At 62.5% G+C, this 16518-nt stretch carries 13 protein-coding genes; 11 read left to right on the top strand and 2 right to left on the bottom strand.

The window, feature by feature from the left end; all coding sequences use genetic code 11:
- Together ugpA and ugpB are read right to left on the bottom strand one after the other, a co-directional pair.
- Positions 1 to 882, bottom strand: a complete 882-nt coding sequence (gene ugpA / locus MJ205_RS01170) for a sn-glycerol-3-phosphate ABC transporter permease UgpA (RefSeq protein WP_239810815.1) — start codon at positions 880 to 882, stop codon at positions 1 to 3.
- A gap of 110 nt (positions 883 to 992) precedes the next feature.
- Positions 993 to 2309: a sn-glycerol-3-phosphate ABC transporter substrate-binding protein UgpB gene (ugpB, locus tag MJ205_RS01175; protein WP_239810816.1), complete on the bottom strand. Its 1317-nt coding sequence runs from the start codon at positions 2307 to 2309 to the stop codon at positions 993 to 995.
- Between the two features lie 500 nt (positions 2310 to 2809).
- Here ugpB and MJ205_RS01180 point away from each other — a divergent pair, with 500 nt between their 5' ends.
- The 11 genes from MJ205_RS01180 (at position 2810) to aspS (ending at position 16475) form a co-directional block, all read left to right on the top strand.
- The gene (locus MJ205_RS01180; RefSeq protein ID WP_239810817.1) at positions 2810 to 6721 is read left to right on the top strand and encodes a DUF3683 domain-containing protein; all 3912 of its coding nucleotides are present in this window, start codon (positions 2810 to 2812) and stop codon (positions 6719 to 6721) included.
- Complete coding sequence (locus tag MJ205_RS01185; protein ID WP_239810818.1) at positions 6718 to 7191, top strand: HIT family protein; 474 nt, start codon at positions 6718 to 6720, stop codon at positions 7189 to 7191. Before MJ205_RS01180 ends, MJ205_RS01185 begins: the two co-directional genes overlap by 4 nt.
- 92 nt (positions 7192 to 7283) lie before the next feature.
- Complete coding sequence (locus MJ205_RS01190) at positions 7284 to 7700, top strand: gamma-butyrobetaine hydroxylase-like domain-containing protein (RefSeq protein WP_239810819.1); 417 nt, start codon at positions 7284 to 7286, stop codon at positions 7698 to 7700.
- A gap of 190 nt (positions 7701 to 7890) precedes the next feature.
- A complete protein-coding gene (gene ubiE, locus MJ205_RS01195) occupies positions 7891 to 8622 on the top strand; it encodes a bifunctional demethylmenaquinone methyltransferase/2-methoxy-6-polyprenyl-1,4-benzoquinol methylase UbiE (protein ID WP_239810820.1) in 732 nt (243 codons plus the stop codon).
- Positions 8623 to 8769: 147 nt separating this feature from the next.
- The gene (locus MJ205_RS01200) at positions 8770 to 9759 is read left to right on the top strand and encodes a Tim44 domain-containing protein (protein WP_230770626.1); all 990 of its coding nucleotides are present in this window, start codon (positions 8770 to 8772) and stop codon (positions 9757 to 9759) included.
- A 75-nt stretch (positions 9760 to 9834) separates the two neighbouring features.
- On the top strand, positions 9835 to 10476 hold the full coding sequence (locus MJ205_RS01205) for a hypothetical protein (protein ID WP_239810821.1): 642 nt from the start codon (positions 9835 to 9837) through the stop codon (positions 10474 to 10476).
- Positions 10473 to 12044, top strand: coding sequence for a ubiquinone biosynthesis regulatory protein kinase UbiB (gene ubiB, locus MJ205_RS01210; RefSeq protein ID WP_239810822.1), 1572 nt, complete (start codon positions 10473 to 10475; stop codon positions 12042 to 12044). Before MJ205_RS01205 ends, ubiB begins: the two co-directional genes overlap by 4 nt.
- 39 nt (positions 12045 to 12083) lie before the next feature.
- A complete protein-coding gene (locus tag MJ205_RS01215; RefSeq protein WP_239810823.1) occupies positions 12084 to 13565 on the top strand; it encodes a sodium:solute symporter family protein in 1482 nt (493 codons plus the stop codon).
- A 103-nt stretch (positions 13566 to 13668) separates the two neighbouring features.
- Positions 13669 to 13971, top strand: a complete 303-nt coding sequence (locus MJ205_RS01220; protein WP_239810824.1) for an FmdB family zinc ribbon protein — start codon at positions 13669 to 13671, stop codon at positions 13969 to 13971.
- Between the two features lie 15 nt (positions 13972 to 13986).
- Positions 13987 to 14625, top strand: a complete 639-nt coding sequence (locus tag MJ205_RS01225) for a DUF502 domain-containing protein (protein WP_239810825.1) — start codon at positions 13987 to 13989, stop codon at positions 14623 to 14625.
- 41 nt (positions 14626 to 14666) lie between these two features.
- On the top strand, positions 14667 to 16475 hold the full coding sequence (aspS, locus tag MJ205_RS01230; protein ID WP_239810826.1) for an aspartate--tRNA ligase: 1809 nt from the start codon (positions 14667 to 14669) through the stop codon (positions 16473 to 16475).
- The last annotated feature ends 43 nt before the right edge of the window (positions 16476 to 16518 follow it).

Consider the following 16518-nt stretch of genomic DNA (forward strand, 5'->3'; position numbering starts at 1 on the left):
TCAGTACTGCACTTTCTTTTCAACATAGCGGAACTGAACCACGGTCAGCACGATGACGATCAGCATCAGCACGACGGACTGCGCTGCCGAGCCGCCCAGATCCAGCGCCTTGAAGCCGTCCTGGTAGACCTTGTAGACCAGGATCGAGGTCGATTGGCCGGGGCCGCCCTGCGTTGCGGCATCGATGATGCCGAAGGTGTCGAAGAACGCGTAGACGATGTTGATCACCAGCAGGAAGAAGGTGGTCGGCGACAGCAGCGGCAGCTGGATGTTCCAGAAACGGCGCCAGGGTCCGGCACCGTCGATGGATGCGGCTTCAATCAGTGCCTTGGGGATGGACTGCAGGCCCGCGAGGAAGAACAGGAAGTTGTAGGAAATCTGCTTCCACACCGAGGCCATGACGATCAGCGCCATCGCCTGGTTGTCATTCATCATGTGGTTCCAGTTGTAGCCCAGCTTGCCCAGGTAGTAGGTGACCACGCCAATGGAGGGCGAGAACAGAAACACCCACAGCACGCCGGCAATGACGGGCGCGACGGCATAGGGGACGATCAGCAAGGTCTTGTAGACCATCGCAAAGCGCACGATGCGGTCTGCAAAGATGGCCAGCACCAGCGAGATGGCAATGCCAGCACCTGCGACCAGCACCGAGAACATGGCGGTGCGCTTGAAGGAATTCAGATAGGTGGGATCGGAGAACAGGTTACGGAAGTTATCCAGCCCGACCCATTCAGTGCTCATGCCGAAGGCGTCTTCCATCTGGAAGGACTGCAGCACAGCCTGGCCAGCGGGCCAGAAAAAGAAAATGCCAATGATCAGCAACTGCGGTGCAATCAACACCCAGGGCAGCCATTTAGAGCGGAAAAGTACGCGTTTTTCCATGATGGAGCTTAAAAACAAAAAAACCGCCGGGGCTGCAGGCAGCCGCCGGGCGATGGTTCATCGACTGCGCCAGCCCCACGCGTGCGGGGTTGGCGCCTGTGATGAAAGGATTAAGGCTTGTACGACTTTTCGAAGCGAGCCAGCAGTTCGTTGCCGCGGGACACGATGGCGTCCAGGGCTTCCTTGCCGGTCTTCTTGCCAGCCCAGACCTGTTCGAGTTCTTCGTCCTCGATGGTGCGAATCTGTACGTAGTTGCCCAGACGGATACCACGCGAGTTGTCAGTGACCTTGCGGATCATCTGCGTCACGGCGGTGTCGGTGCCAGGGTTCTTTTGGTAGAAGCCGGACTTCTCGGTCAGCTCATAGGCAGCCATCGTCACAGGCAGGTAGCCGGTGCGCTGGTGCGAAGCGGCCTGCACCTTGGTTTGCGACAGGAACTCGAAGAACTTGGCCACGCCCTTGTATTCTTCCGACTTCTTGCCAGCCATCACCCACAGCGATGCGCCACCGATCACGGTGTTCTGCGGCGCGCCCTTGACGTCAGGGTAGTAAGGCAGCGCAGCCAGGCCGTAGGCGAACTTGGCGTTCTTGGCCACGTCGCCGTAGAAACCGGACGAGGTCTGGATCATCGCGCATTCACCGGCGGTGAAGGACGCCTGGGCGGTGGAAGCACGGCCCTTGTAGACGAACTCACCGGCCTTGGCCGCAGCAGCCAGGTTGTCGATGTGCTTGACGTGCAGCGGCGAGTTGAGCTTGAGGCGGGCCTTGTAGCCGTTGGCCGAGAGGCCGTTGTGCTCGGTCGCGAACTCGACGTTGTGCCAGGTGGAGAAGGACTCCAGCTGGGTCCAGCCTTGCCATGCCAGGGTCATCGGGCAGCTGTGGCCGCTCTCCTTGAGCTTCTTGGCCGCAGCGAACACTTCAGGCCAGGTGGTGGGCGCCTTTTCCGCGTCCAGGCCTGCCTTCTTGAAGGCGTCCTTGTTGTAATAGAAGATGGTTGTCGAGCTGTTGAACGGGAAGCTCAGCATCTGGCCGTTGGGCGCGGTGTAGTAACCGGCCACGGCGGGGATGTAGGCCTTGGGGTCGAAGGACACGCCGGCGTCCGACATCACCTTGCCCACGGGCACGGTGGCACCCTTGGAAGCCATCATCGTGGCGGTGCCCACTTCAAACACTTGCAGGATGTGGGGCGCATTGCCCGAGCGGAAAGCCGCGATCGCTGCAGTCATCGACTCGTCGTACACACCCTTGAAGGTGGGCACAACCTTGTATTCCTTCTGGCTCTCGTTGAACTCCTTGGCCAGGTCGTTGACCCATTCGTTGTTCACGGCGGTCATGGAGTGCCACCATTGGATCTCGGTGACGGCATGGGCGGACAGGCTGGTAGTGGCTGCAATACCGGCAGCGATGACCAAACGCTTGAAATGCATGAATGCTCCTAGGGGTTTATAAAACGCTCAAAAACGAATCGTATGTGGCGTTTGTGAATGTTCTGTGACGTTGTGGCATATCCGCTGGTTTTAGGCAACTGGGGAAAGCCAGCGCCCGTCCGTACAGCGTCAACAAATACAAGGCGTTACGATTGTAGTTCAGCCGCCATTCGTAATCGAGAGAAAAGTGTAACCTTAGGGCTTTAGCGGCGGCCCGGGTTTGGGGTTGTCACATGGGGCTGTCAAACAGTTGTGGTAAGGGAAGCCGCCTGGCTCGAAATGCTCAATTTCGATCAAATAAGAAAAAATAGGAAAAGGGCGCGGTGCCGGAGGCCGAGGCTGGCGCAGGGCGGGGCTGGCCGATGGCGCAGGGCAAAGTCAGACTGCGGCGTACCATGTTTTAGAAGGGCCAGCCATGCGTGCAAGCCCTGTGTCATAAAATCGGTGGCCCCACTGCTTACCCATATAAGGGAGCGCCCGCTCCCATACAGGTCCCACACATGAACGCACCGATTGCGCTGGCAAGCTTGCAAGCACAGGTTGACGGGCCCGCCCGTCTCCGCGAGATCCCCTACAACTACACCTCGTTCTCCGACCGCGAAATCGTGATTCGCCTGCTGGGCTCGCAGGCCTGGGATCTGTTGGACCAGCTGCGCCAAGAGCGCAAGACGGGCCGCTCGGCCCGCATGCTCTACGAGGTGATGGGTGATATCTGGGTCGTGCAGCGCAATCCCTACCTGCAAGACGACCTGCTGCACAACCCCGGCCGCCGCAAGCAGCTGGTGGAAGCGCTGGAGCACCGCCTGGCCGAGGTGCAAAAGCGCCGCGCGCCCGCTGAGGACCCGGCGCGCGATGCCTTGGTGGGGCAGCTGATTGCAGCAGCGCAGGTGGCGGTGTCCGAGTTCGACACCACGTTGCAGGAGGCCACCGAGCTGCGCCGCAAGGTGCTGCGCACCTTCAAGCCGCTGACCGCGAAGGACAATGTCAAGTTTGACGGCCTCTCGCGCGTGAGCCATGTGACCGACGCGACCGACTGGCGCGTCGAGTACCCGTTCGTCGTGTTGACGCCCGACACGGAGGAAGAAATGGCCGTGCTGGTCAAGGCCTGTATCGACCTGGGGCTGACCATCGTGCCCCGCGGAGGTGGCACCGGCTACACCGGCGGCGCCATTCCGCTGAGCTGGCGCAGTGCCGTCATCAACACCGAGAAGTTGGAGAAGATGTCCGAGGTGGAGATGGTGTCGCTGCCGGGCATCGACCACCCGGTGCCCACCGTCTGGTCGCAGGCCGGTGTCGTTACCCAGCGCGTGGCCGATGCTGCCGAGCGCGGTGGTTTTGTGTTTGCGGTCGATCCGACCTCGATCGAGGCCTCGTGCATCGGCGGCAACATCGCGATGAATGCTGGCGGCAAGAAGGCTGTGCTCTGGGGCACGGCGCTGGACAACCTGGCCAGCTGGCGCATGGTCACGCCCGATGCGCAGTGGCTGGAAGTCACGCGCCTGGACCACAACCTGGGCAAGATCCACGATGCCGAGATGGCCAGCTTCGAGCTGAAATACCTGGAGGCTGACGGCAAGACCCTGGTGCGCACCGAGCGCCTGGACATCCCCGGCTACAAGTTCCGCAAGGAAGGCCTGGGCAAGGATGTGACCGACAAGTTCCTCTCGGGCCTGCCGGGCATCCAGAAAGAGGGCTGTGACGGCCTGATCACCAGCGCGCGCTGGGTCGTGCACCGCATGCCGTCGCACACCCGCACCGTCTGCCTGGAGTTCTTTGGCAATGCCAAGGATGCCGTGCCCTCGATCGTCGAGATCAAGGACTATATGTTTGGCGAGCAAAAGCGCTGCGGCGTGTTGCTGGCCGGGCTGGAGCATCTGGATGACCGCTACCTGAAGGCAGTGGGCTATGCCACCAAGAGCAAGAAACATGGCGGCCTGCCCAAGATGGTGCTGTTTGGCGACATCGTTGGCGACAACCCCGATGAGGTGGCGCGCGTGACCAGTGAAGTGGTGCGCATTGCCAACTCGCGCAGCGGTGAAGGCTTTATTGCCATCAGCCCCGAGGCCCGCAAGAAATTCTGGCTGGACCGCAAGCGCACGGCGGCCATCAGCCGCCATACCAACGCCTTCAAGATCAATGAAGACGTGGTGATTCCGCTGCCCCGCATGGCCGAGTACACCGACGGCATCGAACGCATCAACATCGAGCTGTCGCTGAACAACAAGATCAAGCTGTGCGATGCACTGCACGACTTTTTTGCCAAGGGCAAGCTGCCGCTGGGCAAGCAGGATGATGCCAACGACATCCCGTCCGCCGAGCTGCTGGAAGACCGCGTAGCCCAGGCGCTGGTGCTGCTGACTGAAGTGCGCGGCCGCTGGCAGGCATGGCTCGATGGCGTGGCCGAGAATTTCCGCCAGCTGCAGGACCACAGCCTGCGCGCCAGCTGGAAGAGCGATCTGCGCGCGCCGCTGGCCGCCATCTTTGCCGGCTCGGCCTACCAGCCGATCATGGACGAGGTCATTGCCATCCACCAGCGCGTGCTCAAGGGCCGCGTGTTTGTGGCACTGCACATGCACGCCGGCGACGGCAATGTGCACACCAACCTGCCGGTCAACAGCGATGACTACGAAATGCTGACCACCGCGCATGCCGCAGTGGCCCGCATCATGGCGCTGGCGCGCAGCCTCGATGGCGTGATCTCCGGCGAGCACGGCATCGGTATCACCAAGCTGGAGTTCTTGAGCGACGACGAGCTGCGCCCCTTTGCCGAGTACAAGGCCAAGATCGACCCGCACGGCCACTTCAACAAGGGCAAGCTGCTGCGCCCCGAAGAGCGCCGCCTGCTGCTGGAGCAGACCTATGCCGGCGACAAATCGCGCAAGTCGCTGATGTATGCCGATCTGACCAATGCCTACACGCCATCGTTCGGACTGATGGGGCATGAGTCGCTGATCATGCAGCAAAGCCATATCGGCGCGATTGCCGATTCGGTCAAGGACTGCCTGCGCTGCGGCAAGTGCAAGCCGGTCTGCGCCACCCATGTGCCGCGCGCCAACCTGCTCTACAGCCCGCGCAACAAGATTCTGGCGACGTCGCTGCTGGTCGAGGCCTTCCTGTATGAAGAGCAGACGCGCCGTGGCGTGTCGATCCGCCACTGGCAGGAGTTCGAGGACGTCTCGGACCACTGCACCGTCTGCCACAAGTGCGCCACGCCTTGCCCGGTCAAGATCGACTTTGGCGATGTGACGATGAACATGCGCAACCTGCTGCGCCAGATGGGCAAGAAGAGCTTCCGTCCGGGCAACAAGGTGGCCATGGCCATGCTCAACGCGACCAACCCCGACACCATCAAGCTGCTGCGCAAGACCATGGTGGGCGTGGGCTTCAAGGCCCAGCGCCTGGCGGTCGATGTGCTCAAGGGTTTTGGCAAGCGCCAGACCGCGCACCCGCCTGCCAGCGTCGGCACCGCGCCGCTCAAGGAGCAGGTGATCCACTTCGTCAACAAGAAGTTGCCCGGTGGCCTGCCCAAGCAGACGGCGCGCGCGCTGCTCGATATCGAGAACAAGGACTACGTACCCATCATCCGGGACCCGAAGACCACCACCTCCGAGACCGAGGCGGTGTTCTATTTCCCGGGATGCGGCTCCGAGCGCCTGTTCAGCCAGGTGGGCCTGGCCACGCAGGCCATGCTCTGGCATGCCGGCGTGCAGACCGTGCTGCCACCGGGCTACCTGTGCTGCGGTTATCCCCAGCGCGGTTCGGGCCAGTTCGACAAGGCCGAGAAGATGATCACCGACAACCGGGTGCTCTTCCACCGTGTGGCCACCACCTTGAACTACCTGGACATCAAGACCGTGGTGGTGAGCTGCGGCACCTGCTACGACCAGCTGCAGGGCTACCAGTTCGACAAGATCTTCCCCGGCTGCCGCATCATCGACATCCATGAATACCTGCTGGAAAAGGGTGTGACCTTGCAGGGCAAGAGCTCCTACCTGTACCACGACCCCTGCCACACGCCGATGAAGCAGCAGGACCCGATGAAGACCGTCAAGGCGCTGGTGGGTGACAACGTGCTCAAGAGCGAGCGCTGCTGCGGCGAATCGGGCACCTTGGGTGTGACCCGTCCCGATATCTCGACGCAGATCCGCTTTCGCAAGACCGAAGAAATCCGCAAGGGCGAAGCGCAACTGCGCGAGTCCGGCCAGGTGGAGGCCAAGGAGAACGTCAAGATCCTGACCAGCTGCCCGAGCTGCCTGCAGGGCCTGAACCGCTACCAGGGTGACCTGCAAAACGGGCTGCTCGAAGCCGATTACATCGTCGTCGAGATGGCGCGCGAGATTCTGGGCGACAACTGGATGCCCGACTATGTGCAACGCGCCAACAACGGTGGCATCGAGCGGGTGCTGGTATGACGCATCCTGCGATCGAACCGAACCCCGGCTGCCCGCTGTGCGATGGTGCAGGCGGCCGTCTGGTGTGGCAGGGCGCTCGTGCGGGCGGTGCCTTGCGTGTCATCCATGCGGAAGAAGCGGGTTTTCCTGCTTTCTACCGGGTGGTCTGGGCTGCACATGTGGCAGAGTTCTCCGATCTGCCCGACGCGCAGCGCCAATGGTGCATGGATGCTGTGGTGGCTGTGGAGCTGGCATTGCGTGCAATGACCCCCGCGCCGCGCAAGATCAATGTGGCTGCGCTGGGCAATATGGTGCCGCATCTGCATTGGCATGTGATTGCTCGCTACAGCGGCGACAGCCACTTTCCGGGCTCGGTATGGGCTGCGGCGCAACGTGAGCGCAACGCTGCACTGGAAGCTGAGCTGACCGCGCAGCTGCCAGCCGCCGAGGCGCGCATGGTGGCTGCGCTAGAGCGCCTCGTTGCGGCATAATTGCTATTGTTTTTGATAGCATTGCGCACGCCAGTTGTGCGTAATGAGCTGTTTTATCCGCAGTGTGCGCTGCGGGGTTGTAAAGGAATCCCATGGCTGGCTTGAACCGCGATACTCCGACACCGACCGCGTTGACGGTGCATGGCGCAAGCCGCGTGCTGGAAGTGCAATATGCCGACGGCGCGGTATTCAAGCTGCCGTTCGAGTTGCTGCGCGTGTATTCACCGTCGGCCGAAGTGCAGGGCCACGGCCCGGGCCAGGAAGTGCTGCAGACCGGCAAGCGTGATGTGGCCATCGTGGCGGTGGAGCCGGTGGGCAACTACGCCATCAAGCCCATCTTCTCCGACGGCCATGAAAGCGGACTCTACAGCTGGCAGTACCTCTACGAGCTGGGCAGCCGCCAAAGCGAGCTCTGGCAGGACTACCTCGACCGCCTGCAGGTAGCAGGTGCCGACCGCGACCAGCCGATGCCAGGCAAGGCGGGTAGCGCCTGCGGACACCAGCATTGAGCCAGCGCCGGCCCTGCTGGGCCAAGGGCGGCGTGGTCATTCGGAAAAATTTTGTATTTAAAGCTATTAAAATAATAGCTTCGACTATCCGTCATCCATAGCCTTGGGCGTTTTATGCATTGAAATGCATACCCTCGAATAATCCGGGGTATGGGGGTCGGACGTTACAGAGCTTGCTAGCATTCACACCATGAGTACCACCCACTTTGGATTTGAGACCGTTGACGAGAAGGACAAGGCGCGCAAGGTGCGCGGTGTGTTCGACTCGGTCGCGAGCAAATATGACGTGATGAACGACCTGATGTCCGGTGGCTTGCACCGGGTCTGGAAGCATTACACCGTCATGGTTGCCAACCTCAAGGAGGGCCAGCGGGTGCTGGACATCGCAGGCGGTACCGGCGATCTGTCGTTGGCATTTGCGAAAAAGGTCGGCCACAGCGGCCAGGTGGTGCACACCGATATCAACGAGGCCATGCTGCGCGTGGGCCGTGACCGCCTGATCGACAAGGGGCTGAACCTGCCCACCACGGTCTGCGATGCGGAAGCCCTGCCTTTCCCGGACCAGTACTTTGACGTGGTGAGCGTGGCCTTCGGTCTGCGCAACATGACCAACAAGGACCAGGCGCTCAAGGAAATGTGCCGCGTGCTCAAGCCGCGCGGCAAGCTGCTGGTGCTGGAATTCTCCAAGGTGGCCAAGCCGCTGGAGAAGGCCTATGACTTGTATTCCTTCCAGGTGCTGCCACGTATAGGAAAGATGGTGGCCGGCGATGCCGACAGCTACCGCTACCTGGCCGAATCGATTCGCATGCATCCGGGCCAGGCTGAGCTCAAGGCCATGATGCAAAAAGCAGGCTTTGGCCATGTGGACTACCACAACATGACGGCAGGGATTACCGCCTTGCACGTCGGGATCAAATGCTGAAAAAGTAAGACGCGATACCGGTCGCAAAGCCAGGTGCCTGCCCAGCGCCCAGCGCAATACAACACAACAGACCGGAGTTGCTGAGAAGCGGGCGTGAACGCAATAGCCGGCGCCAAGGCGTGCCGGCACTAACAAAATGGAGCAAATATGACAAAACTGTGGTCAGTGGTCTTGGTGGTACTGCTGGCATTTGTGCACCTCGATGCCGATGCCAAGCGCATGGGAGGTGGCAAGTCCATGGGCCAGCAGTCCGGTAATGTGACCCAGCGGCAGGCCACGCCGGCGCAAGCGCCTGGCAACAATGCCACCGCACCTGCGCAGGCCCAGCGTCCCGCCACCCCGAATGCCGCCCCTGCTGCCCCCAAGAAGCCTTGGGGCGCGATGCTGGGTGGCCTGGCCGCCGGCCTGGGTCTGGCCTGGCTGGCCCATTCGCTGGGCTTTGGTGAAGCCTTCGCCAACATGCTGCTGATCGGCCTGGCCATCATGGCCGTGCTGGCCATCGTCGGCTTTGTGATGCGCCGCAAGGGTGCAGCTGCTGCCCAGCCTGCGCAGTCGCCGTTTGCGTTCCAGGGCGCAGGCAATGCCGCGCCGCAAGCGCCGGTATCGGCACCGGTGGCCCCGCAGTACAACCCCGAGAAGGTCGGCAACGATGCATCGGCCCGCCCCTGGGAGCAGGGTGCAGCGCCCGCCGCTGCCGCTGGCGGCAGCATGATCGGCTCCGGCCTGGCCGGTGCGCAATCCTGGGGCGTGCCGGAAGGCTTTGATACCCATGGCTTCCTGGAAGCTGCGAAGCGCAATTTCGTGACCCTGCAATCTGCCTGGGACCGCTCGGACATCAACACCCTGCGCTCGATGATGACCGATGACATGCTCGGCGAAGTCAAGGGCCAGCTGCAGGACCGTGAGCAGCACCGTGAAGGCGTGCAGCCCAACCAGACCGACGTGGTGATGCTCGAAGCCCAGTTGCTGGGTATCGAGGATGTGGGCAATGCCTACATGGCCAGCGTCGAGTTCTCGGGCATGATCCGCGAAGAAGCCCATGCCGGCCCGAGCCCCTTCCGCGAAGTCTGGAACATGACCAAGCCCAAGGACGGCACCAGCGGCTGGCTGGTGGCAGGCCTTCAGGCCCTTCAGTAAGCAAACCGTAAAACTCCACCGCTTTGCCTGTTAATGCTTACGACAGGCGGCGGACTTGGGGAATAATTGGGGACTATGGCAACACAGTCCCCTTTTTCTTTTCCGGGCGGCATTTTTGCGCGCATTCTGGAGTCGGCCCAACCCCCGCAGTGGCTGGTGTCGGAGGTGCAGCACCGCGTGGTGCTGTTCCTCAACCATGTGCTGATGCAGGAAAGTGCGGCCATGGAGCGCCTGGTGCGCCAAAGCGGACGCGTGGTCCAGGTGCAGTGGCGCAGTATCGTGCTGGCGCTGAAGATCACCCCCGCCGGCCTGCTGGACCTGGCTGGCGCCCAGGAAACCCCCGACTTGCGCGTGCAGGTGGTCGATGATTCGCCACTGGCCTTGGCGCGCGGCGTCATCCAGGGCGAAAAGCCCGCCATCCGCATCGATGGCGATGTGCAGTTTGCCGCCGAGATTCAGTGGCTGGTGGACCATGTGCGCTGGGATGTGGAAGAAGACCTGGCCCGCCTGGTGGGTGACACCCCCGCGCATTGGCTGGCCCAGCTGGGCCAGCGCGTAGCGGCGGCGCTGCGCCAGTTTGTCAGCATGGGCGTGCGTACGGCCGACCGCTTTGGTGCCGGCCGCTTCAGCGCACAGGCCCAGCCGCCGGCGCCGCCGACGCCTCCCGGCTATGGTGCCGACAGCAGCGACACGGCCAGCGAGCGCAAACCGACATGACGCGCTTTCTACGCGGCTTCACCATATTGTGGGTGGTCTGGCGCTATGGTCTGCATGACATGGTGCTGTCGAGCTTCAACCATCCCTGGCTCAAGGGCATCACCCGGGTACTGCGCATAGGCCGCAAGTGGACGGAGCCGCGCGGCCAGCGCCTGCGTGAGGCGCTGGAGCAACTGGGCCCCATCTTTGTCAAGTTCGGCCAGGTGCTGTCCACCCGGCGCGACCTGCTGCCCCCCGATATCGCCGAAGAGCTGTCCCTGTTGCAGGACCGCGTGCCCTCGTTCGACCCGCGCATTGCGGTGCAGACCATCGAGCGTGCCTTCCGCAAGCCGCTGGCCGAGGTCTTTGTCAGCTTTGACGAAAAGCCCATTGCCAGCGCTTCGATTGCCCAGGTGCACTTTGCCACCATCCGCACCCGTGCGGGTGAGCTGCGCGATGTCGCCGTCAAGGTGCTGCGCCCGGGCATGCTGCCGGTGATCGACAGCGACCTGGCACTGATGCGCACGATGGCCGAGCTGGTCGAGAAGTTCTCTGCCGACGGCAAGCGCCTCAAGCCGCGCCAGGTGGTGGCCGAGTTCGACACCTACCTGCACGACGAGCTCGATCTGATGCGCGAGGCCTCGAACGCCGCCCAGCTGCGCCGCAACATGGAAGGTCTGGACCTGGTGCTGATCCCCGAGGTGTTCTGGGATTTCTGCCACCAGGAGGTGATGGTGATGGAGCGCATGAATGGCGTGCCCATCAACCAGGTCGATACCCTGCGCGCTGCCGGTGTCGATATCCCCAAGCTCGCCCGCGATGGCGTGACCATTTTCTTCACCCAGGTGTTCCGCGATGGCTTTTTCCATGCGGATATGCACCCGGGCAATATCCAGGTGAGCCTGGAGCCCGAAAGCTTCGGCCGCTATATTTCGCTGGACTTCGGCATTGTCGGCACCCTGACCGAATTCGACAAAGAGTATCTGGCGCAGAACTTCACCGCCTTTTTCCGCCGCGACTACAAGCGCGTGGCCGAGCTGCACATCGAAAGCGGCTGGGTGCCGCCCGACACCCGGGTCGATGAGCTGGAGGCCGCCATCCGCGCGGTATGCGAGCCGTATTTCGACCGCCCGCTCAAGGAGATCTCGTTGGGCATGGTGCTGATGCGCCTGTTCCAGACCTCGCGGCGCTTTCAGGTCGAGATCCAGCCCCAGCTGGTGCTGCTGCAAAAGACGCTGCTCAACATCGAAGGCCTGGGCCGCCAGCTCGACCCGGACCTGGACCTGTGGAGCACCGCCAAGCCCTTTCTCGAGAAATGGATGCTCGACCAGATGGGCCCCCAGCGCCTGTGGCGCGAGCTCAAATCCCAGGCGCCGCGCTATGCCAAGCTGCTGCCTGACATGCCGCGCCTGGTGCACCAGTACCTTGCGCGCAACAGCCAGGGCCCGGACAGCGACCTGATGCTCAAGGAGTTGCTGGTGCAGCAGAAATTGACGAACAAGCTGCTGCAGATCATCATCTGCGGTGGTATTGGCTTCGTGCTGGGGCTGGTGGTGCTGCAACTGCTGATCCGCGTCCGAATTTTCTAATCCTCAATCCCCAGCCTTACCCTTTGCAGGAGTGACAACGTGCTGCTCTACATGGTGATCGCCTACCTATTCGTGACCATTGGCGTAGGTCTGTGGGCCGCCAAGCGGGTGAAGAATACCGCCGACTTTGCGGTCGCTGGCCGGAACCTGCCGCTGTTCATGATCATTACCACCACGTTTGCGACCTGGTTCGGGTCGGAGATCGTGCTGGGCGTGCCGGCCAAGTTCATCGAAGGCGGCCTGCGCAATGTGGTCGAAGACCCGTTCGGTGCCGGCACCTGCCTGATCCTGGTGGGCCTGTTCTTTGCGGCCAAGCTCTACCGCATGAACCTGCTGACCATCAGCGACTACTACCGCAAGCGCTATGGCAGCGCGGTGGAGATCATCTGCTCGCTGATCATCATGCTGAGCTATCTGGGCTGGGTCTCCGCCCAGGTCACGGCCCTGGGCCTGGTGTTCAACCTGCTCTCGGGCGGCGCGGTCAGCATCTCCATGGGCATGGTGATTGGCGTGGTGTCCATCCTGGCCTACACCTTGTTTGGCGGCATGTGGTCGGTGGCCGTCACCGATTTTGTGCAGATGATCATCCTGGTGGTCGGCCTGATGGTGCTGGCCTTCTTCGCCTCGGACATGGCCGGCGGCGCCGGCAAGGTCATCGACCTGGCCACCAGCCGCGATCTGTTCCAGTTCTGGCCCGAGCCGACCTGGCATGACATCGTCTTCTTCTTTGCCGCGGCCATCACAATGATGCTGGGCTCGATTCCGCAGCAGGACGTGTTCCAGCGCGTGATGTCGGCCAACACCGAGAAGTCGGCCGTGCGCGGCACGGTGATTGGCGGCTCGGCCTATATTTTGTTCGCCTTTGTGCCTATGTTCCTGGTAGCCAGCGCACTGATCATCATGCCCGAGGCCACGGCCAGCCTGCTCAAGGACGACCCGCAAAAGGTGCTGCCCACGTTGGTGATGGAGAAGATGCCATTTGTGATGCAGGTGCTGTTCTTTGGCGCGCTGCTGTCTGCCATCAAGTCCTGTGCCTCGGCCACCTTGCTGGCCCCGAGCGTCACCTTCACCGAGAACATCTGGCGCCAGTTCCGCCCCCAGGTGAGCGACCGCGAGAACCTCAAGACGATGCGCATCAGCGTGCTGGTGTTCAGCGCCTGCGTGCTGGCCTATTCGATCCGCATGCAGGGCACCCCCATCTATGAGCTGGTCTCGGGCGCCTACCAGGTGCCGCTGGTCGGCGCCTTTGTGCCGCTGGTGATGGGCCTGTACTGGAAACGTGCGACCACGCAGGGGGCGCTGCTGGCGGTGTTCCTGGGCATCGGCGTCTGGCTGTCAGGCTTGAACATGGCCTGGGGCGCTGCGTTCCCGGCCCAGCTGGCCGGCGTGCTGGCTGCCTTCACCGGCATGGTGGCCGGCTCGCTGCTGCCGCAGGCCATCCGCAACCAGAAGACGGATGTGCAGGCCTTTGTGGCCGAGACCGCGCCTGCTGCCGGCGGCGCAGCAGTGGCGGGACGCTGAGCGAGCAGGGCTGGACGGCGGGCGTAGTGCTTAGCCTACGCCCGGGATCGGTTTTGCAACCCGCCTATAATCAAGAGTTTCCCTCCGTTTTCTTACACGCGCGATGCCTATTTACGCCTACAAGTGCAGTGCCTGCGGCTATGCCAAGGATGTTTTGCAAAAGATATCGGATGCGCCGCTGACGGACTGCCCCGAATGCAAGCAAGCCAGCTTTTCCAAGCAACTGACGGCCCCGGGATTCCAGCTCAAGGGTACGGGCTGGTATGCCACCGATTTCAGCGGCAAGTCGGCCAGTGCCGCGCCAGCGGGTGCGCCTGCCGCTGAGGCGGCCGCGCCCGCAGCGGCACCCGCACCTGCGTCTGCGTCTGCACCCGCACCGGCTGCCAGCAGCAGCTCGGCGGTCTGAAAGCGGCGTGCGGTGATGGCGTCCCTGCGTAAATGGTTGCTGACCGGGCTGCTGGTCATTGTGCCGGGGGTCATCACGGTCTGGGTGCTCAACTGGATCATCGGCACGCTCGACCAGACCTTGCTGATCCTGCCGCAACACTGGCAGCCAGACGAGGTCCTGGGCTACCATATTCCCGGCTTTGGCGTGGTGCTGACCTTGGCGATCCTGCTGATCGTCGGCGGCATTGCGAGCAATTTTGTCGGCCGCAAGCTGGTCGCCTGGGGCGATGCGCTGGTCAGCCGCATTCCGGTGGTGCGCTCGATTTACTCGAGCGTCAAGCAGGTCTCCGACACCTTGTTTTCCGAGAGCGGCAATGCCTTCCGCACCGCCGTCATGGTGCAGTGGCCCCATCCCGGCATGTGGACCATCGGCTTTGTGACCGGTGCTCCCAGCGGTGAGCTGGACAGCCACCTGCACCAGAACCCGGACAGTGCCGATACCGCTTTTGTCAGCGTCTATGTGCCCACCACGCCCAACCCGACGGGCGGCTACCTGGTGATGGTGCCCAAGCGCGATTGCATTGAATTGAACATGAGCGTGGATGCTGCGCTTAAATACATCGTCTCGATGGGGGTCGTGGCTGCGCCCGATGCCCCGGCGGGGTCTAAATAACTGAGAACTAAGGCACCTTTGTCGGTGCAGGAAGATTGGCTATGGCAATGCGTTCCCAATACTGCGGTCAAGTGACCGAAGCCCAGATGGGCGAAACCGTGAGCCTGTGCGGCTGGGTCAATCGCCGCCGTGACCACGGTGGTGTGATTTTCATCGACCTGCGTGACCGCGAAGGCTATGTGCAGGTGGTCTGCGATCCCGACCGCGCCGAGATGTTCAAGGTCGCCGAAGGCGTGCGCAATGAGTTCTGCGTGCAGGTCAAGGGCCTGGTGCGTGCCCGTCCTGACGGCACCACCAACGATTCGATCAAGAGCGGCAAGATCGAGGTGCTGTGCCACGAACTGAACGTGCTCAATGCGTCGGTGACGCCTCCGTTCCAGCTCGACGACGAGAACCTGTCGGAGACCGTGCGCCTGACCAACCGCGTGCTGGACCTGCGCCGCCCCGCGATGCAGCGCAACATGATACTGCGCTACAAGACGGCTATTCAGGTGCGCAACTTCCTCGACAAGGAAGGCTTCATCGACATCGAAACGCCGATGCTGGGCAAGAGCACGCCCGAAGGCGCGCGTGACTACCTGGTGCCCAGCCGCGTGCACGACGGCGAATTCTTCGCGCTGCCCCAGTCGCCCCAGCTGTACAAGCAGATGCTGATGGTGGCCGGCTACGACCGCTACTACCAGATCACCAAGTGCTTCCGCGACGAAGACCTGCGCGCTGACCGCCAGCCCGAGTTCACGCAGATCGACTGCGAAACCTCGTTCCTGAACGAAGAAGAGATCCGCGCGATTTTCCAGCGCATGATCAAGGAAGTGTTCCAGACCCAGCTGAATGTGGATCTGGGCGAGTTCCCGATCATGACCTACCAGGACGCAGCCTTCCGCTTTGGCTCGGACAAGCCGGACCTGCGCGTCAAGCTGGAGTTCACCGAGCTGACCGACGTGATGAAGGACGTGGACTTCAAGGTCTTCTCCGGCGCTGCCAACATGAAGGGCGGCCGCGTGGTGGGTCTGCGTGTGCCAGGCGGCGCGCGCGAGCAGGGCGGTCTGTCGCGCGGCGACATCGACGCCTACACCGACTTCGTCAAGATCTATGGCGCCAAGGGCCTGGCCTACATCAAGGTCAATGAGCTGGCCAAGGGCCGTGACGGCCTGCAGTCGCCGATCGTCAAGAACATCCATGACGCCGCGATTGCCGAGATCCTCAAGCGCACCGAAGCGCAGGACGGCGATTTGATCTTCTTTGGCGCCGACAAGGAAAAGGTGGTCAACGATGCCATCGGCGCGCTGCGCATCAAGATCGGCCACAGCGCCTTCGGCAAGAGCACCGGTCTGTTTGAAGACCGTTGGGCACCGCTGTGGGTGGTGGACTTCCCGATGTTCGAGTACGACGAGGAAAACGACCGCTGGGCGGCGGTGCACCACCCCTTCACGTCGCCCAAGGACGGCCATGAGGACCTGATGGACACCGACCCCGGCAAGTGCATTGCCAAGGCCTACGACATGGTGCTCAACGGCTGGGAACTGGGCGGCGGCTCGGTGCGTATCCACCGCGCCGACGTGCAGTCCAAGGTGTTCACGGCCCTGAAGATCAGCGCCGAAGATGCACGTGCCAAGTTCGGCTACCTGCTGGATGCGCTGCAGTACGGCGCGCCTCCCCACGGCGGCCTGGCCTTCGGTCTGGACCGTCTGATCACCTTGATGACCGGCTCCGAATCGATCCGCGACGTGATCGCCTTCCCCAAGACCCAGCGCGCCCAGGACCTGCTGACCCAGGCCCCGTCGCCTGTGGACGAAAAGCAGCTGCGCGAGCTGCACATCAAGCTGCGCAACCCTGCCGGCGCGCAGTAAGCGGACCGCGCCGTGCATGGGCCTGCCTTGATGCACGGCGCCG

Origin of the sequence: Comamonas sp. B21-038, from assembly GCF_022387135.1 — a bacterium.
In the GTDB taxonomy this organism is placed as follows: domain Bacteria; phylum Pseudomonadota; class Gammaproteobacteria; order Burkholderiales; family Burkholderiaceae_C; genus Comamonas; species Comamonas sediminis.